The sequence below is a fragment of the Pseudonocardia nantongensis genome, from assembly GCF_046546495.1.
GTDB lineage: Bacteria > Actinomycetota > Actinomycetes > Mycobacteriales > Pseudonocardiaceae > Pseudonocardia > Pseudonocardia nantongensis.
In genome coordinates this window covers 336,074-351,501 of record NZ_JBKGXT010000001.1, presented here as the reverse complement: position 1 = coordinate 351,501, position 15,428 = coordinate 336,074, and the positions used below count along the sequence as shown (strand labels likewise).

Annotated in this window: 12 protein-coding genes and 1 pseudogene; 5 read left to right on the top strand and 8 right to left on the bottom strand. The window is 75.5% G+C overall.

Annotated features, from left to right (window positions below):
* Positions 1 to 221 precede the first annotated feature (221 nt).
* Positions 222 to 1,415, top strand: coding sequence for a trypsin-like serine protease (locus ACLFMI_RS01530; RefSeq protein WP_410945864.1), 1,194 nt, complete (start codon positions 222 to 224; stop codon positions 1,413 to 1,415).
* 27 nt (positions 1,416 to 1,442) lie between these two features.
* Here the strand turns inward: ACLFMI_RS01530 and ACLFMI_RS01525 are convergent, their stop codons facing one another.
* Positions 1,443 to 2,876 (bottom strand): replication-associated recombination protein A, encoded by a 1,434-nt coding sequence (locus tag ACLFMI_RS01525; RefSeq protein ID WP_410945863.1) that lies wholly within the window; start codon positions 2,874 to 2,876, stop codon positions 1,443 to 1,445.
* A 70-nt stretch (positions 2,877 to 2,946) separates the two neighbouring features.
* Positions 2,947 to 3,501 carry a DUF4282 domain-containing protein gene (locus ACLFMI_RS01520; protein WP_410945862.1) on the bottom strand — a complete coding sequence of 185 codons (555 nt, stop codon included), beginning with the start codon at positions 3,499 to 3,501 and terminating at the stop codon, positions 2,947 to 2,949.
* Positions 3,502 to 3,619: 118 nt separating this feature from the next.
* Here ACLFMI_RS01520 and ACLFMI_RS01515 point away from each other — a divergent pair, with 118 nt between their 5' ends.
* Positions 3,620 to 4,135 carry an Lrp/AsnC family transcriptional regulator gene (locus tag ACLFMI_RS01515; protein ID WP_410945861.1) on the top strand — a complete coding sequence of 172 codons (516 nt, stop codon included), beginning with the start codon at positions 3,620 to 3,622 and terminating at the stop codon, positions 4,133 to 4,135.
* A gap of 10 nt (positions 4,136 to 4,145) precedes the next feature.
* Complete coding sequence (locus ACLFMI_RS01510) at positions 4,146 to 5,300, top strand: aminotransferase class I/II-fold pyridoxal phosphate-dependent enzyme (RefSeq protein WP_410945860.1); 1,155 nt, start codon at positions 4,146 to 4,148, stop codon at positions 5,298 to 5,300.
* Between the two features lie 36 nt (positions 5,301 to 5,336).
* On the opposite strand, the gene ACLFMI_RS01505 is transcribed toward ACLFMI_RS01510, so the two are convergent.
* From ACLFMI_RS01505 to ACLFMI_RS01495, 3 genes are all read right to left on the bottom strand, one after another.
* Positions 5,337 to 6,518 (bottom strand): hypothetical protein, encoded by a 1,182-nt coding sequence (locus ACLFMI_RS01505; RefSeq protein ID WP_410945859.1) that lies wholly within the window; start codon positions 6,516 to 6,518, stop codon positions 5,337 to 5,339.
* 147 nt (positions 6,519 to 6,665) lie between these two features.
* The gene (gene aspS, locus ACLFMI_RS01500; RefSeq protein ID WP_410945858.1) at positions 6,666 to 8,510 is read right to left on the bottom strand and encodes an aspartate--tRNA ligase; all 1,845 of its coding nucleotides are present in this window, start codon (positions 8,508 to 8,510) and stop codon (positions 6,666 to 6,668) included.
* Positions 8,511 to 8,577: 67 nt separating this feature from the next.
* A complete protein-coding gene (locus ACLFMI_RS01495; protein ID WP_410945857.1) occupies positions 8,578 to 10,590 on the bottom strand; it encodes an intein-containing Rv2578c family radical SAM protein in 2,013 nt (670 codons plus the stop codon).
* A gap of 109 nt (positions 10,591 to 10,699) precedes the next feature.
* Between ACLFMI_RS01495 and ACLFMI_RS01490 the strand changes: the two genes are divergently transcribed.
* On the top strand, positions 10,700 to 12,559 hold the full coding sequence (locus tag ACLFMI_RS01490) for a YibE/F family protein (RefSeq protein ID WP_410945856.1): 1,860 nt from the start codon (positions 10,700 to 10,702) through the stop codon (positions 12,557 to 12,559).
* 9 nt (positions 12,560 to 12,568) lie between these two features.
* On the opposite strand, the gene ACLFMI_RS01485 is transcribed toward ACLFMI_RS01490, so the two are convergent.
* Positions 12,569 to 12,901, bottom strand: a complete 333-nt coding sequence (locus tag ACLFMI_RS01485; RefSeq protein ID WP_410945855.1) for a TfoX/Sxy family protein — start codon at positions 12,899 to 12,901, stop codon at positions 12,569 to 12,571.
* A gap of 179 nt (positions 12,902 to 13,080) precedes the next feature.
* Here ACLFMI_RS01485 and ACLFMI_RS01480 point away from each other — a divergent pair.
* A pseudogene (locus ACLFMI_RS01480) lies at positions 13,081 to 13,515 on the top strand (amidohydrolase family protein); the annotation flags it as partial.
* Between the two features lie 18 nt (positions 13,516 to 13,533).
* Here the strand turns inward: ACLFMI_RS01480 and ACLFMI_RS01475 are convergent.
* A complete protein-coding gene (locus ACLFMI_RS01475; RefSeq protein ID WP_410945854.1) occupies positions 13,534 to 14,073 on the bottom strand; it encodes a class I SAM-dependent methyltransferase in 540 nt (179 codons plus the stop codon).
* Positions 14,074 to 14,078: 5 nt separating this feature from the next.
* Entirely contained in the window at positions 14,079 to 15,386 is a 1,308-nt protein-coding gene (gene hisS, locus ACLFMI_RS01470; protein ID WP_410945853.1) for a histidine--tRNA ligase, read from the bottom strand.
* Positions 15,387 to 15,428 lie beyond the last annotated feature (42 nt).

Below are 15,428 nucleotides of genomic sequence, written 5' to 3'. Positions count from 1 at the left end.
TGCAATGAACCCTGTCGAGACACCCGTTCGGGGTCAATCAACATGCTCAATTTGCGGTATACGACGACAGCCGGTAGTGCCGTTCCCTCCGGTGGCGCAACGACGCCGGTCCGGAGCCGGCCGGGTGTCACCGGTTCGATGACGCCCGCCCGCGTGACCCGGACGGAGCAGTGTCGTTGAGCCGGACGACACCGGCCGCACCGCTGCTCGAAGGAATCCCTGTGCCCCTGCGCCGCCCGCACCGCCTGCTGCTCGCCGCCCTCGCCGGCGCGCTCCTGATCGGCACCGGGGCCGCCGCCCCGGCCCTCGCCGGACCGGCGAACCCCCCGTCCACGCTGCCGGGGCTGCCCGGCCTGCCCGGTCTCTCCGAGACCGCCGCGGCGGCGCTGGTGCCCGCGGTGACCGACACCGTCGGCGGGGATCCGGCCGGGATCTGGTACGAGCCGGGCGACGGTGCCGATGCGGGCTCCCGCTCCGCTTCGCCCGGCGCCGATGCGGGCTCCCGCTCCGCTTCGCCCGGCGCCGATGCGGGCTCCCGCTCCGCTTCGCCCGGTGGCCGGCTCATGGTGGGTACCTGGGACGCCGGGATGGCGCCGGTGCTGTCGGCGCTGGGCGCCACCCCGGTCCTCCGGGACGGGCCCCGCCGTGACCCGGACGCCGTGCACCAGGCCCTCGACGAGCGCACCGCCACCGGGATGCCGGCCGGCCTTGCGGCCTACGGCACCGATCCGCGCACCGAGCAGGTCGTGCTCAGCGTCGTGGAGGGGCCGGGGGCGCAGGAGCTGGCGCGCACGCTGTCCGCCGGGCTCGACCCGGCCGCCCTGCGGGTGGAGACGGTGCCGTCGGCGCCGCTGCGCCAGGCCGCGGTGGCCGGTGGGGACACGATCACCGACGGCACCCGGCGCTGCACGGCCGGGTTCGCGGCCTCCGACGCCGAGGGCGCCTGGCTGATCACCGCCGGGCACTGCACCCGGCAGTCCTCGACCTGGTACGCCGGGTCGGAGGAGAGCACCATCGGGTCCGGGCCGCGCTCCGCGGCGGAGGGGATCGACGTCGGGGCGATCCCGGTCGAGGAGGGCACGGCCTCGCCGACGGTGTCCGGCACGCCGGTCGCCGGCTCGCAGGCCGCGCCGGTCGGCTCGTCGGTGTGCCTCTACGGCTCCACCAGCGGACGCTCCTGCGGGACGGTCGAGCGCACCGGCATGACGGTGAACTTCGACGGTCAGCAGCAGTCCGGGCTCACCTCGGTGTCGGCGTGCGCCCGCGAGGGCGACTCCGGCGCCCCGTACCTCACCTCCGACGGCCAGGCCCAGGGCGTGCACACCGGTGCCGGCGGCGCGGACGGCTGCACCAGCTACTTCACCCCGATCGGGTCGGCGACGGACGCGCTCGGGCTGACGCTGACGACGGGCTGAGGCCCACCACGGGCCGACGCCGGCGGCCTACTCCTTCCGGCCGCGCACGGCCCGGCGCAGCTTCGGCAGACGCTCGGCGAGGGTGCGCTCGTGGCCGCGGGTGGTGGGCGCGTAGTAGTCGGCGCCGACCACGTCGTCCGGCGGGTACTGCTGGCGCAGCACGCCGTCCGGGTCGTCGTGCGGGTAGCGGTACCCGACGGCGTTGCCCAGCTTCTGCGCACCGGTGTAGTGCCCGTCGCGCAGGTGCGCCGGGACGCTTCCGACCTTGCCGGACCGGACGTCGGCCATCGCGGTGTCGATCGCGGTGATCACCGCGTTCGACTTGGGCGCGGTGGCCAGGTGCAGGGTGACCTGGGCCAGCGCGATCCGGGCCTCCGGCATCCCGACCAGCTGCACCACCTGGGCGGCCGCGGTCGCGGCGGGCAGCGCGGTCGGGTCGGCCAGCCCGATGTCCTCGCTGGCGTGCACCATCAGCCTCCGCGCGATGAACCGGGCGTCCTCCCCCGCGACGATCATGCGCGCCAGGTAGTGCAGGGCCGCGTCCGGATCCGAGCCGCGGATCGACTTGATGAACGCGCTGATCACGTCGTAGTGCTGGTCACCCGCCCGGTCGTAGCGGACCGCGACCTCGGTGACGGCCCGCTGCACGGCGTCCACGTCGATCACCGGCTCGTCCTCGCCCGCTCCCAGCACGCCGTCCGCGGCCGCCTCCAGCGCCGTGAGCGCGCGGCGGCCGTCCCCGGCGGAGAGCCGGACGAGGGCGTCCTCCCCCTCGGGGCCGAGCGACACGGCGCCGTTCAGCCCCAGCTCGGAGACCACGGCCCGGCGCAGCAGCTCCCGGACGTCGTCCTCGCCGAGGGACTGCAGCTGCAGCACCAGCGAGCGGGACAGCAGCGGTGACACCACCGAGAACGACGGGTTCTCGGTGGTCGCCCCGACCAGCAGCACCAGCCGGTCCTCGACGGCGCCGAGCAGCGCGTCCTGCTGGGTGCGGGAGAAGCGGTGCACCTCGTCGATGAACAGCACCGTCGTCCGGCCGGAGCGGTCCCGGCGTTGCCGCGCCTCCTCGATGACCGCGCGCAGCTCCTTCACCCCGGCCGACAGCGCCGACAGCGCCACGAAGTGCCGGCCGGGCGGGGGCCCGGCATCGGCTCCGGGAGCGGCCCCGGAATCGAGACTGCCCCGGTCCGTACCCGCCATCAGCCGGGCCAGCGTGGTCTTGCCGGTGCCGGGCGGGCCGTAGAGCAGCACCGACGCCGCCGCCCCACCCTCCAGCAGGCGGCGCAGCGGCGCGCCGGGAGCGAGCAGCTCGGCCTGGCCCACGACCTCGTCGAGGGTGCGGGGGCGCATCCGGGCGGCCAGTGGCGCGCCCGGCCGCGGGCCGTCGGCGCCGTCGTCCGGCCCCGCGTTGCCGTCCCCCGCTGGCCCGGGGTCGATGTCGAACAGGCCGTCGGTGCTCATCACCGACCAGCCTGCCAGGACGCCGGTTCCGGCCGGACCGTCAGGGACGCTCGGTCCCGTCGGCTACCCGTCAGCGGCGGTGGTGGATGTCCTCGGACATGCGCACCACGGCGTAGTAGAACTCGAGCGTCACCCGCGCCAGGGTCAGGTAGATCAGGAACCCGACCGCGCCGCCGACCAGCGCCACGAGTCCGAACAACAGGCTCTGCGAGAACCCGGCCACCACCACGAACAGGTACCCGAGCCCCAGCACCACCGTCAGCAGGATGTACAGGAACTTGACGACGTAGGGCGTCACGAACTGGTTGAAACCGAAGTCGAACAACGCGGCCAGCGGGTTCGACGGCGGTGCAGGCGGCCGGTTCGCGCCCCCGGGATATCCGGGATAGCCGGGGTAGCCGCCCGGTGGCGGACCGGGCGGGTAGGAACCCGGTGGGCCACCCGGGTAGCCGGCCTGGCCGGCGCCGTATGCACCCGGCCCGTACTGCCCCTGCCCGTACTGCCCCTGGCCGTACTGCCCCTCGCCCTGGCCCTGCTGACCGTGGCCCGGATCGCCGTACCGGTTCGTCTGGTCGTCGTCGTCCGGGCGCTCCCCGGAACCGCCGTAGGGCGGCTGATTCGTCATGGGGCGGACGATAACGCCGGCAGGCGTCACCGCAGCGCATACGCAACGCGATCGTGTCCCCGGCCGCCGCTCGTGGCGCACCGGGCAGGCCCCGGGGCGTCATCGTAGGGTCGGCCGCGTGCGTGAGATCCTCGAGTTGCTCGAACGCGACGCGTCGCTGAGTCACGACACCGTCGCCACCATGCTCGGCGTGCCGGTCGACGAGGTCGACGCCCGGATCGCGGAGTGGGAGGCGTCCGGCGTCGTCCGCCGGCACAAGGCGGTCGTCGACTGGGCCCGCTACGAGGACGGGGCGCAGGGCGTGCCCGGTGCCGGCCGCTCCGGGGCCCAGGTGACGGCCTTCATCGACGTCGCGGTCGCGCCGGCCCGCGGGGTCGGGTTCGACGACGTCGCCGCCCGGATCTCCCGGTTCGAGGAGGTCCGGGACTGCTTCCTCGTCTCCGGCGGGCACGACCTGCGCTGCACGGTCGTCGCCGCGGACATCCGCGCGGTCAGCGACTTCGTGTCGCACAAGCTGTCCACGATCGACCGGGTGCGTTCCACCGCCACGTTCTTCGTGCTGACCGCCTACAAGCGCGACGGCGACACCTTCGCCGAGCCGGAGCAGGACCACCGGCTGCCGGTGACGCCGTGAGGAGGGCCTGGTGAAGCCGCTCAACTCGACGATCACCGCCGTCCCGCCGTCCGGGATCCGCCGGTTCTTCGACATCGCCGCCGAGATGGACGACGTCATCTCGCTCGGCGTCGGCGAACCGGACTTCGTGACCCCGTGGCGGATCCGCGAGGCCGGGATCTACGCCCTGGAGCACGGCTACACCACCTACACCGGCAACGCGGGCCTGCCCCGGCTGCGCGAGCTGATCTGTGCGGACCTGGCCGCGCGGTACGACGCGCACTACGACCCGGCCGTCGAGTGCCTGATCACCACCGGCGTCTCCGAGGGCCTCGATCTGGCGCTGCGGGTGTTGCTGGACCCGGGTGAGGAGGTGATCGTCCCAGAACCCTGCTACGTCGCCTACCAGCCGTGCGTGCAGTTCGCGGGCGGCACCCCGGTCGGCGTGCCGACCCGGGCCGAGGACGGGTTCGCGATCGACGTCGACGCCGTCGAGGCCGCGCTCACCCCGCGCACCAAGGCGATCCTGATCGGCTCGCCGGCCAACCCGACCGGCGCGGTGCAGAGGCCCGAGGTGCTGCGTGCGCTGGTCGCCCTGGCCGAGCGGCACGACCTGTACCTGCTCTCCGACGAGATCTACGACCGGCTCACCTACGTCGGCACGCACACCTGCCTGGGTGCGGTGCCCGGCGCCCGGGAGCGGACGGTGGTGCTCGGCGGGTTCTCCAAGGCGCAGGCGATGACCGGCTGGCGGATCGGCTGGCTGGCCGCGCCGCGCCCGATCGCCGAGCTGTGCCTGCGGGTGCACCAGTACACGATGCTGTGCGCCCCGCACGTCTCCCAGGCGGCCGCGGTGGAGGCGCTGACCAGCGCGAACGGCGACGTCGCGGAGATGGTCGCCGACTACGACCGGCGCCGCCGGGTGTTCGTCAAGGGCCTGCGGGAGGCCGGGCTGGAGTGCCCCGAGCCGGAGGGCGCGTTCTACGCCTTCCCCTCGATCCGCGGCTCCGGGCTCGACGCGGAGACCTTCGCCGAGCGGCTGCTGCGCGAGGAGTCGGTGGCGGTCGTGCCGGGCAGCGTGTTCGGGCCGTCCGGGGAGGGGCACCTCCGCTGCTCGTACGCGACCGCGCTGCCGCAGCTGGAGCAGGCCGTCGAGCGGATCGGGAACTTCCTGCGCCGGCTGTGACGGCGGGCGGGCCCACCTCGGCCCGCCCGCTCGGGTTCAGTGGCCGCTGCGGAAGGCCGGGAACACCGGCAGCTCGGACGGGGCGTCCGGGAACCGCTCCTCCAGCGCACCGACGACGGCGGCGGCCAGCTCCGCGGTCGCCGGCCGTCCGGTCGCGCGCGCGGTCTCGGCGAGACCGCGCCAGTAGTGCCGGACCGCGGTGCTGATCCGCGGTGAGCGGCCGGCGTCCGGGCCGATCGGGCCGTCCCGGAGCAGCAGCCGGGGCAGCAGCTGCCAGCTCGACCACCACACCCAGAGCAGCTGCGCGTCGGCCAGCCGGGACCGCAGCACATCCGGGTCGTCGAGCTCCGGCCACACCGGGGTCACCTCGGTCCGCCAGGCGTCGAGCATCTGGTCGGCCGCCCCGGGCGGCAACGCGAAGCTGGCCGCGCACCCGGGGAACGGGACCCGGACGTAGGCCGCGTCCAGCACGACGTCGCGGAACGCGCCCCACTCGAAGTCGACGAACCGCACGCCGCGGCTGGTGACCAGGTTGTTGTCCGGGCAGGTGTCGGACGGGCTGAACGCGCGGAACCCGGTGCCGCCGAGCAGCCGCACCCCGGCGTGGGCCTCCGGCACCGCCATCTCGGGCACCGTGACGCCGAGCGCCTCGCCGAGCAGGTCGGGCAGCCCGGCGAGCGCGGCCCGGGCCTGGTCGGCGATCGGGTCGCGGCGGACCTTCTCCCCCAGCCGGCGCAGCAGCGCCCCGAAGTCGCCCTCCCGGCCCGCGGTGGCGGCCTGCATCCGGCCGAGCCCGCGGGCCCAGCCGAGGAGGCAGTGCCCGGCGGCGTCGCCGTCCGGGCCGAACAGCTTGTCCGCCAGCGTGGAGCTGCGCCCGAGGTCCTCCAGCACCAGCAGCCGCTGGTCCGGGTCGTGCGCGATGATCACCGGGCTGGGCCGGACGTCGCTGGGCAGCGCGGTGAACAGCTGGCAGGACGCGACCTCGTAGCGGAACGGGTCCGCGACCCCGGGGTCGTCCCGGTAGTGCTTGACGACGACGCTGCGCCGGTCGGAGAACGGGTTCTGCCCCATCCGGGCGCGGGCGACCACCGAGCTGCCGCTGCCGCCGAGGTCCTCGGGGGCGGAGAGCTCGACGTCCGATCCGGCCCGCCGCGACAGCAGCCGCGCCGCGCCGGCCACGGCCGCGACTGCGCCCGGGGTCGCCGCCGGATCCGTCATCGCCGCCGACCCTACCTCTCGGGACCGGCCCGGTCGGTGCCCCGAGGACGTGCGGGCGGCCGTGCGCGCTGCGGAACCGCGGTCGTCCCCGCGGTGCGCCGGGGTCGGCGACCGCCGGGCCTCCGCTCCGGTGCGGTGGGCCGGCACCTACGCGGCGGGGCCGGGCTTCTCCGGGGCGCCGCCGCCGGTCTCACCCGGCTTCCCGGGTGCCGAGCCGCCGGGTGCGGGCGTCGCCGGCTTCGCGTCGACGCCGGCCTCCTTGCGCTGGGCCGCCGTGATCGGCGCCGGGGCCTGGGTGAGCGGGTCGAACCCGCCGCCGGTCTTCGGGAACGCGATGACCTCGCGGATCGAGTCCGTCCCGGCCAGCAGGGCGGTGATCCGGTCCCAGCCGAAGGCGATGCCGCCGTGCGGCGGTGGACCGTAGGAGAACGCGTCGAGCAGGAAGCCGAACTTCTCCTTGGCCTCGGCCTCGGACAGACCCATGATCTCGAAGACCCGCTTCTGCACCTCGGGGTCGTGGATACGGATCGAGCCCCCGCCGATCTCGTTGCCGTTGCAGACGATGTCGTAGGCGTAGGCCAGCGCCTCGCCCGGGTCCTGCTCGAACGAGTCGATCCACTCCGGCGTCGGCGAGGTGAACGCGTGGTGCAGTGCGGTCCAGGCCCCGCCGCCGACCGCGACGTCGTCGGTGTCGGCGGACGACTCGAACAGCGGCGCGTCGACGATCCAGACGAACGACCAGGCGGAGGAGTCGATCGCGTCGATCCGGCGGGCGATCTCACCGCGGGCGGCGCCGAGCAGGGCCCGGGCCTCGGACGGCTTCCCGGCGGCGAAGAAGATGCAGTCGCCCGGGTTCGCGCCGACGGCCTCGGCCAGGCCGGCCCGCTCGGCGTCGGACAGGTTCTTGACGACCGGGCCTCGCTCGTCGACGGTGCCGTCCTCGCCGATCAGCACGTAGGCCAGCCCGCGCGCCCCGCGCTGCTTGGCCCAGTCCTGCCAGCCGTCGAGGGCCTTGCGCGCCTGGAACGCCCCACCCGGCATGACGACCGCGCCGACGTAGGGGTTCTGGAAGACCCGGAACCCGGTGTTCGCGAAGTACGAGGTGAGCTCGGTCAGCTCGATGCCGAACCGCAGGTCCGGCTTGTCCGAGCCGTACCGGGCCATCGCCTCGGCGTAGCTCATCCGCGGGATCGGGGTGTCGATCTCGTGGCCGATCAGCCGCCACAGCGCGACCAGCACCTTCTCGGCCAGCGCGATGACGTCGTCCTGCTCGACGAAGCTCATCTCGATGTCGAGCTGGGTGAACTCGGGCTGCCGGTCGGCGCGGAAGTCCTCGTCCCGGTAGCAGCGCGCGATCTGGTAGTAGCGCTCCAGGCCACCGACCATCAGGAGCTGCTTGAACAGCTGCGGGCTCTGCGGCAGTGCGTACCAGGAACCGGGCCGAAGCCGGGCCGGGACCAGGAAGTCCCGGGCGCCCTCCGGGGTGGAGCGGGTCAGGGTCGGGGTCTCGACCTCGATGAAGTCCTCGCCGGCCAGCACGTCACGGGCGGCCTTGTTGACGTCGCTGCGCAGCGTCAGCGCCGCGGCCGGGCCGGACCGGCGCAGGTCGAGGTAGCGGTGCGTTAGCCGGATCTCCTCGCCGACGCCGGAGTGCTCGTCGATCGGGAACGGTAGCGGCGCGGCCTCGGAGAGCACGGTCAGGCCGGTGACGGTGACCTCGATGCTCCCGGTGGACAGCTCCGGGTTCTCGTTGCCCTCGGGGCGCCGGACGACCTCACCGACGACCTGGATGCAGAACTCGGCCCGCAGCCGGTGCGCACGCTCGGCCATCTCGCCCTCGCGGAACACCACCTGCGCGGATCCGGATCGGTCCCGCAGGTCGATGAAGATCACGCCACCGTGATCGCGGCGGCGAGCCACCCATCCGGCGAGGGTCACGGTCTGGCCGGCGTTCTCGGCACGCAGGGTGCCGACGGGGTGGGTTCGCATCACGGCGGACAAGGCTATCCGCACGCCCCCCGGCGCCCGCGACCAGGTTTGGCATCGGTACGCCGGGTAATCAGAGAAGGCTCAGCTGGCCCTCCCGCGGGTCCGGCGCCGCCGCGGTCGGGACGTCCTGTCGCGTCCACCCCGGGTCGCGCGGATCCGGTTCCGCCCGGTCCAGCCCGTGCCGGGCCAGTAGCGGGGCGACCCGGCGGCGCAGCGCCGCACGGTACCCGCGGTCGGCGTCGGCACCGCGCCGGTAGAGGCGCTCGTACCGCGGCACCAGCGCCGGGTAGCTGCGGCCGAGCCATTGCAGGAACCACTCCCGGGCACCGGGTCGCAGGTGCAGGGCCAGCACGGTGGCCCGGCTCGCCCCGGCCGCGGCGATCTCGCCGAGCAGCGCGTCCATCGCCTCGTCGGAGTCGGTCAGCCAGGGCAGCACTGGTGCGACCATCACCCCGCAGGGCAGCCCGGCATCGGTGATCCTGCGGACCATCTCCAGCCGGGCCCGCGGGCTCGGTGTCCCGGGCTCGAGCCCGGCCTGCAGCTCCCGGTCCAGCAGCGCGATCGACACCCCGGTCCCGACCCGGACGTCGGCGTTCGCGGCCGCCAGGTCCGGCAGGTCCCGGGTGAGCACGGTGCCCTTGGTGAGGATCGAGAACGGCGTCCCGGAGCGGGCCAGCGCCGAGATCACGCCGGGCATCAGCCGGTACCGGCCCTCGGCCCGCTGGTACGGGTCGGTGTTGGTGCCCATCGCGACGTGCTCGCGGCGCCAGCGCGGCGCGGCGAGCTCCCGTTCCAGGACCCGGGCGACATTCACCTTCACCACGATCTGCGAGTCGAAGTCCGCCCCGGAGTCGAGGTCGAGATAGGTGTGGGTGTTGCGGGCGAAGCAGTTGTGGCTGACCACCCCGGCCGCGACGAAGTCGCCGGTGCCGGTGGTGATGTCGTACATCGGGCGGGTCTCGCCGGTGTCGGTCACGTCGACCACCCGCGGCGCACCGTCCGGCGGCTCCTCCACCAGGGCGCCCGCGACGTCCCGGACCCGGGCCACGGCCGGATCGGCCGTCGCCACCAGGCGCTGCTGCTCGGGGGCCCCGCCCAGCAGCCGCAGCGCCCGCGCGCCCGGCACACCGGCCCGCGCGGTCTGCTCCGCGGCGACCCGGAACCCGAGCCGGCGCAGTGCGTCCGCGGTGGCCCGGGTCAGGCCCGGGTCGACCGGCACGATCCGCAGCACGCCCGCGGTGACCTCGCCGCAGGCGTCGAGGATCCCGCCGAGGAACCCGGCCGACCACCCCGGCCCCGGCCGGGGCGGCAGCCGGGTCGGTGGTGCCGGCACCGGCTCCCCGGTGCCGCCGCCGATCGGGACCGATCGCCGTGCGGTGATCAGGTGGTGCGCCCGGGCCAGCGCCTCGAGCTCTACCCAGGCGGACGGGAACCGCTCCGCGGTGACCCGGCCGCGGACGGCGTCGGCGCGGACCAGCCCGCACAGGTACCCGTCGGCCCAGCCCTCCGGGCGGCGACGTTCACGCGCGGCGGCGCCCGGCCCGACCAGCGCCGTCCCGGGACGCAGGTGCGGGCGCCGCACGGACGACCGGCAGCGGCCGGGCCGGACGTGCGCCCAGCCGCCGGGGGTGAGGAAGCGGTGCTCGGCGGACGTGGTCAGGACCGTGCCGTCGTCGAGGGTGACCCGCTGCGCGCGCCGGCGGGTGGCCCAGTGCGCCAGCACCGGCGTCCGGATCCAGCGGCGCCGCCCGCCCGGACCGTCCGGCACGGTCCCGAGCACCTCGTCACCGGGACGCAGCTCGGCGATCGGGCGGGAGCGCCCGTCCGCGGTGAGCACCGGGGTGGCGCCGTCCAGGCAGTAGGTGCACGCGTGCGAACACCCCCGGTAGGGGTTGACCGTCCAGCCGAAGGGCACCGGCGACGACGACCCCACCCGGTTGAGCGCCGACCGTGCCTCCACCTCGTGGAAGACCGTCCCGGCGAACTCCGGCGTGCGCACCGTGCGCAGCAGCCCGCGCATCCCGGGCAGCGCCGCGTCGCCACCGATACCGTCCGCCCCGACCTGCTGCCCGTTCCATCGCACGAGAATGAGTCGAACACAGGTTCGAACGCCGGGCAACCGGTCGTCGCCGGACGGTCGCTGCCGGGCGATCGGACGCCGGGCGGCGGAGATCACTTGCGAGGATGCCGGGGTGCAGCCACCCGAGCGCCCCCGCGCCCCGGCCGATCCCGGTGCCGCTCCACACCGGGTCCCGGCCCGGCCGGGCGGGCGACGGCGGGCCGACGAGCGCGACGGCGGCGGGCACCGTGCCCCGGCCGCGCCCCGGGACGAGCGGCCGGGCATGGCGCGGCCGAGCACCGGGCGGCCGGATGCCGAGCGGACCGGTATGGAGCAGCCGGGCGCCGACCGGGGAGCGATCGAGCGGACCGGTCCGGTCACGCCGGGACCGTCCCCGGCGGGCACCTCCCGGTCACGGGCGGACAGCTCCCCGGACGGTAGGAGCCCGGGAGGCGCTCCCCTGCAGCACGGGGGCACCGGGCACCCGCCGCGCCCGACGACCACCGGCGGCACCCCACGCCCGCCCGACACCCCGGACGGGCCGGGCGCGACCGGCCGCCGGGCCACCCGCCGCCGGGCCGAGGCCGCGGCGGGCCGCGCGGACGTCGTCGGGCACTCCACCCCGGGGCAGGTCGGTCCGCCGGCCGCCGAGCCGGGGCACCCGGGTGGCTGGGGCGACTGCCCGGGCGCACCCCCGGCCGACGAGCCCGGCGGGGTCGACGCCGCCGACGACGCCCGCACGACCGGGCGCCGCACCCGCCGACGCGCTCGCGGACGGCCCACCGCCCCACCGGCGGACCCGCCCCTCGGCCCCACGCCGGGACACGGGGACGCAGCGGGACACGGCCACGGCCACGGCCACGGTCCCGCCACCCCGGCCGGCCGCCGGGTGCGGAACCTGCTGGTGGCGCTGCTGGTGCCGTGCGCGCTGGCGGCGCTGGCCGGCGTCGCACTGCTGTGGCCCGGCGCCGCCCCGACGCCCGCCCTCCCGCCGGTCCAGTCGGTGCACGGCGACGTCAGCGCGGTGCAGGTCGCCGACTGCTCCCCCGGCTCCGGCGACGGCGCCTGCACCGGGGTCACGGTCGCCATGACGGACGGCCCGCGCGCCGGGCGCGACATCGTGCAGCTGATGCCGAACGAGCCGTCCAGCCCGCGGTTCGCCCTCGGTGACCCGGTCACGCTGTCCTGGTCCGGCGGCGACCCGGACGACGCCGGCTCCTACCAGCTCACCGACTTCCAGCGCGCCCCCGCGCTGGGCTGGCTGGCGGCGGCGTTCGCGGTGGCCGTCGTCCTCCTGGGACGGTGGCGCGGGGTCGCCGCGCTGGCCGGCCTGGTGCTGAGCTTCGCGGTGCTGCTGTGGTTCGTGCTGCCCTCGATCCTGTCCGGGAACCCACCGCTCGCCGTCGCCGTCACCGGCTCCGGGTTGATCATGTTCGCGGTGCTGTACCTGACCCACGGGTTCTCCGCGCGGACGTCGTGCGCGGTGCTGGGCACCCTCGCGTCGCTGGTCCTGATCGGCGTCCTGGGCTACGGGTTCTCCGGCTTCGCCCGGCTGACCGGCCTGGACGACACCACCACCAACCTGATCGGCACCCTCGGCGGCGTCCCGATCGACGCCCGCGGGCTGCTGCTCGCCGGCCTGGTGATCGGCGCCCTGGGCGTGCTCGACGACGTCACCGTCACCCAGGCCGCCGCCGTCTGGGAGGTGGGCTCGGCGAACCCGTCGCTCGGAGCCCGGGACCTGTTCGCGGCCGGGATGCGGATCGGCCGCGACCACGTGGCCTCCGCGGTCAACACGCTGGTGCTCGCCTACGCCGGCGCCGCGCTCCCGCTGATGCTGCTGTTCACGGTGTCGTCGGGAAACTTCGGCGACGTGCTGACCAGCCAGGACGTCGCCACCGAGATCGTCCGGACGCTGGTCGGCAGCATCGGGCTGGTCGCCTCGGTCCCGGTCACGACCGGCCTGGCGGCCCTCGTCGTCGCCCGCCGGTAGCCGCGCCGGTCACCCGCCCCGGGGCCGGTCCAGGGCGACGCCGAGCCAGAAGCCGAGCCCGGCCTCGTCGGCGATCGCGTCCGCGGCCACGGACACCCACCCCGGCCCCATGCTGCGCCCGGCCCCCATCTCGGCGCGGGTCGCGCCGGGGAGCGCGACGAGCCCGTCGCCGCGGTCCGGGTCGACCCGGACGAGCAGGTCACCGGACCGCAGCGCGCTGACGACCATCGCGCCGTCAACCATGAACGCGCGGCCGCCGAACATCGCGACCTCGCGGACCGCCTCCCGGCCGGCGAGCGCGCTCCGGAGACGTTCGACCAGCTCGGCCCGCTGCTGCGTCATGGTGGTGGTCCCCTGTCGTCGTGGGCCGGTACTCAGCCGAGCTCGGCCCGCAGCACCCCGGCCGCCCCGGCCATCGCCGCCATCTTGCCCGCCGCGCTCGCCCGCGGCAGGTACTTCATCCCGCAGTCGGTGGCGATCACGGTCCGGTCCGGTGTCGTGTGGCCGAACGCGCGCCGCACCCGGAGCGGCCCGCGTTCGAGGCCGCGCGCGAGCTCGGCGTTCCGGTGAGCACGCACGCGGATGTCTGGGGCGCCACCAACGACGACGGCATACGGCTCATGCACGAGGGCGGCTTCATGACGCCCGAGACCGTGTTCGTGCACGCGGCCACCCTGTCCACCGACTCCTACCAGCGGATCGCCGCGACCGGCGGCACGGTGTCGGTGTCCACCGAGAGCGAGCAGAGCGCCGGGCAGGGCTACCCGCCCACCTGGGCGCTGCGCGAGCACGGGATCCCGGTGTCGCTGTCGATGGACACCTCGGTGTGGTGGAGCGCCGACCTGTTCTCCGCGATGCGCAGCACCCTGGGCGCGGACCGATCCCGGGAGCACCTGGAGGCACACGCCCGCGGGGACACGGTCACCCACTCGGCGCTGCGGGCGGAGCAGGTCGTGGGCCCTGATCACCGGTGATCACACCGGGGCGCGCGCCAGCAGGTGTGCCTCTCCCCCGGCCTCGCGGTGGCCGAGCACCTCCAGATCCCCGAAGGCGTCGAGCAGCTCACCGGGCGCGGCGCGGTACCGGCCGCCGGCGTCGCCGACCTCCGACAGCACGCTCAGCACGAGCAGCCCGCCGGGTGCGAGCGCGGCCCGCAGCGCGGGGTAGAGCGCCGGGTCCCGGAAGCGCTGGCAGACGACCAGGTCGTAGGTGCCGTCGTCGGCGGGGAACCCGCCGTCCAGGTCGGCCTCCACCCAGCGGACCCGCACCCCGCGGGCGTCGGCCAGGGCCGCGCCCGCGGCCAACCCGGCCGGCGAGACGTCCACCGCGACGACGTCGAGGCCCCGTTCGGCCAGCCACACCGCGACCGGCCCGCGCCCGCACGCCACGTCCAGCGCGCGCCCGCGGCCGGGCACCAGCTCGGGTCGGCCCCGGAGCGCGTCCGGCGGTGCCGGGGCCCCGGCACCGAGGGCGCGGTGCGTGGCGTCCCAGCGATCCCGGTCCCCGACGGCCACCCCGCTCAGCTCCCGAGCGCGGCGACGACCTCGTCGACCACGGCGTCCAGCCCGACGTCTCGCTGCTCGCCGGAGACCAGGTCCTTGAGCCCGGCAGTGCCGCCCGCGATGTCCCTGTCCCCCAGGACGATCGCGTACCGGGCACCGGAGCGGTCCGCCGACTTCATCGCGCCCTTGAGGCCGCGCCCGCCGTAGGAGACGTCGACCCGCACCCCGCGCGAGCGCAGTGCGGCGGCGATGACGACCAGCCGGCGCTTCGCGGCGTCGCCGAGCGGCACCCCGAACACGTCGGCCCGGGCCACAGCCCACGGCTGCACGCCCTCGGCCTCGCAGGCCATCAGCGTCCGGTCGACGCCGATCCCGAACCCGACGCCGGTCAGCTCCGGCCCGCCGAGGGTGGCCATCAGGCCGTCATAGCGGCCGCCGCCACCGATCCCGGACTGGGACCCGAGCCCGTCGTGCACGAACTCGAAGGTGGTCTTGGTGTAGTAGTCCAGGCCGCGCACCATCCGCGGGTTCGCCGTGTACGCGACGCCGAGGTCGTCCAGGTGTTCCAGGACGGCGGCGTGGTGCTCGGCGGCCCCGCTGGACAGGTGGTCCATCAGCAGCGGGGCGTCCGCCATCGCGGCACGGACCTCGGGACGCTTGTCGTCGAGCACCCGCAGCGGGTTGATCGCCGCCCGCTCCCGGGTCGGGCCGTCCAGGTCCAGCCCGGCCAGGAACTCCTGCAGCCGCGCGCGGTACTGCGGACGACACTCGGCGTCGCCCAGCGAGGTGATCTCCAACCGGTAGCCGGTGAGGCCCAGCGCCTTGAAGCCCTCGTCGGCGATCGCGATGACCTCGGCGTCCAGCGCGGGGTCGTCGATCCCGATCGCCTCGACGCCGACCTGCTGCAGCTGCCGGTAGCGGCCGGCCTGCGGACGCTCGTAGCGGAAGAACGGCCCCGCGTAGCGCAGCTTGACCGGCAGGCCCTGCCTGTCCAGGTTGTGCTCGATCACCGATCGGACGACGCCGGCGGTCCCCTCCGGGCGCAGCGTCACCGACCGCTCGCCGCGGTCGGCGAAGCTGTACATCTCCTTGGCGACGACGTCGGTGGACTCCCCCACCCCGCGCGCGTAGAGCCCGGTCTCCTCGAAGATCGGCAGCTCGATGTGCCCGTAACCGGCGCGAGCGGCGGCCGCGGCCAGGGTGTCCCGGACGTGGACGAACCCCGCCGAGGCCGGCGGCAGGTACTCCGGGATGCCCTTCGGCGCGGCGAACGGTTCGGGCCCGCGGGCCCGGTCGCCGTCGGCCCGCTGCTCGGTGGCGGTCACTGCTGATCCACGTCCTCTCGGCGGTGCGGTGCCTCCAGCGTA

Bases quoted from the DNA above. Each gene is read 5' to 3' on its own strand.
- ACLFMI_RS01525 (WP_410945863.1), bottom strand. From the start codon at position 2,876: ATGAGCACCGACGGCCTGTTCGACATCGACCCCGGGCCAGCGGGGGAC.
- ACLFMI_RS01520 (WP_410945862.1), bottom strand. From the start codon at position 3,501: ATGACGAATCAGCCGCCCTACGGCGGTTCCGGGGAGCGCCCGGACGAC.
- ACLFMI_RS01505 (WP_410945859.1), bottom strand. From the start codon at position 6,518: ATGACGGATCCGGCGGCGACCCCGGGCGCAGTCGCGGCCGTGGCCGGC.
- ACLFMI_RS01485 (WP_410945855.1), bottom strand. From the start codon at position 12,901: ATGACGCAGCAGCGGGCCGAGCTGGTCGAACGTCTCCGGAGCGCGCTC.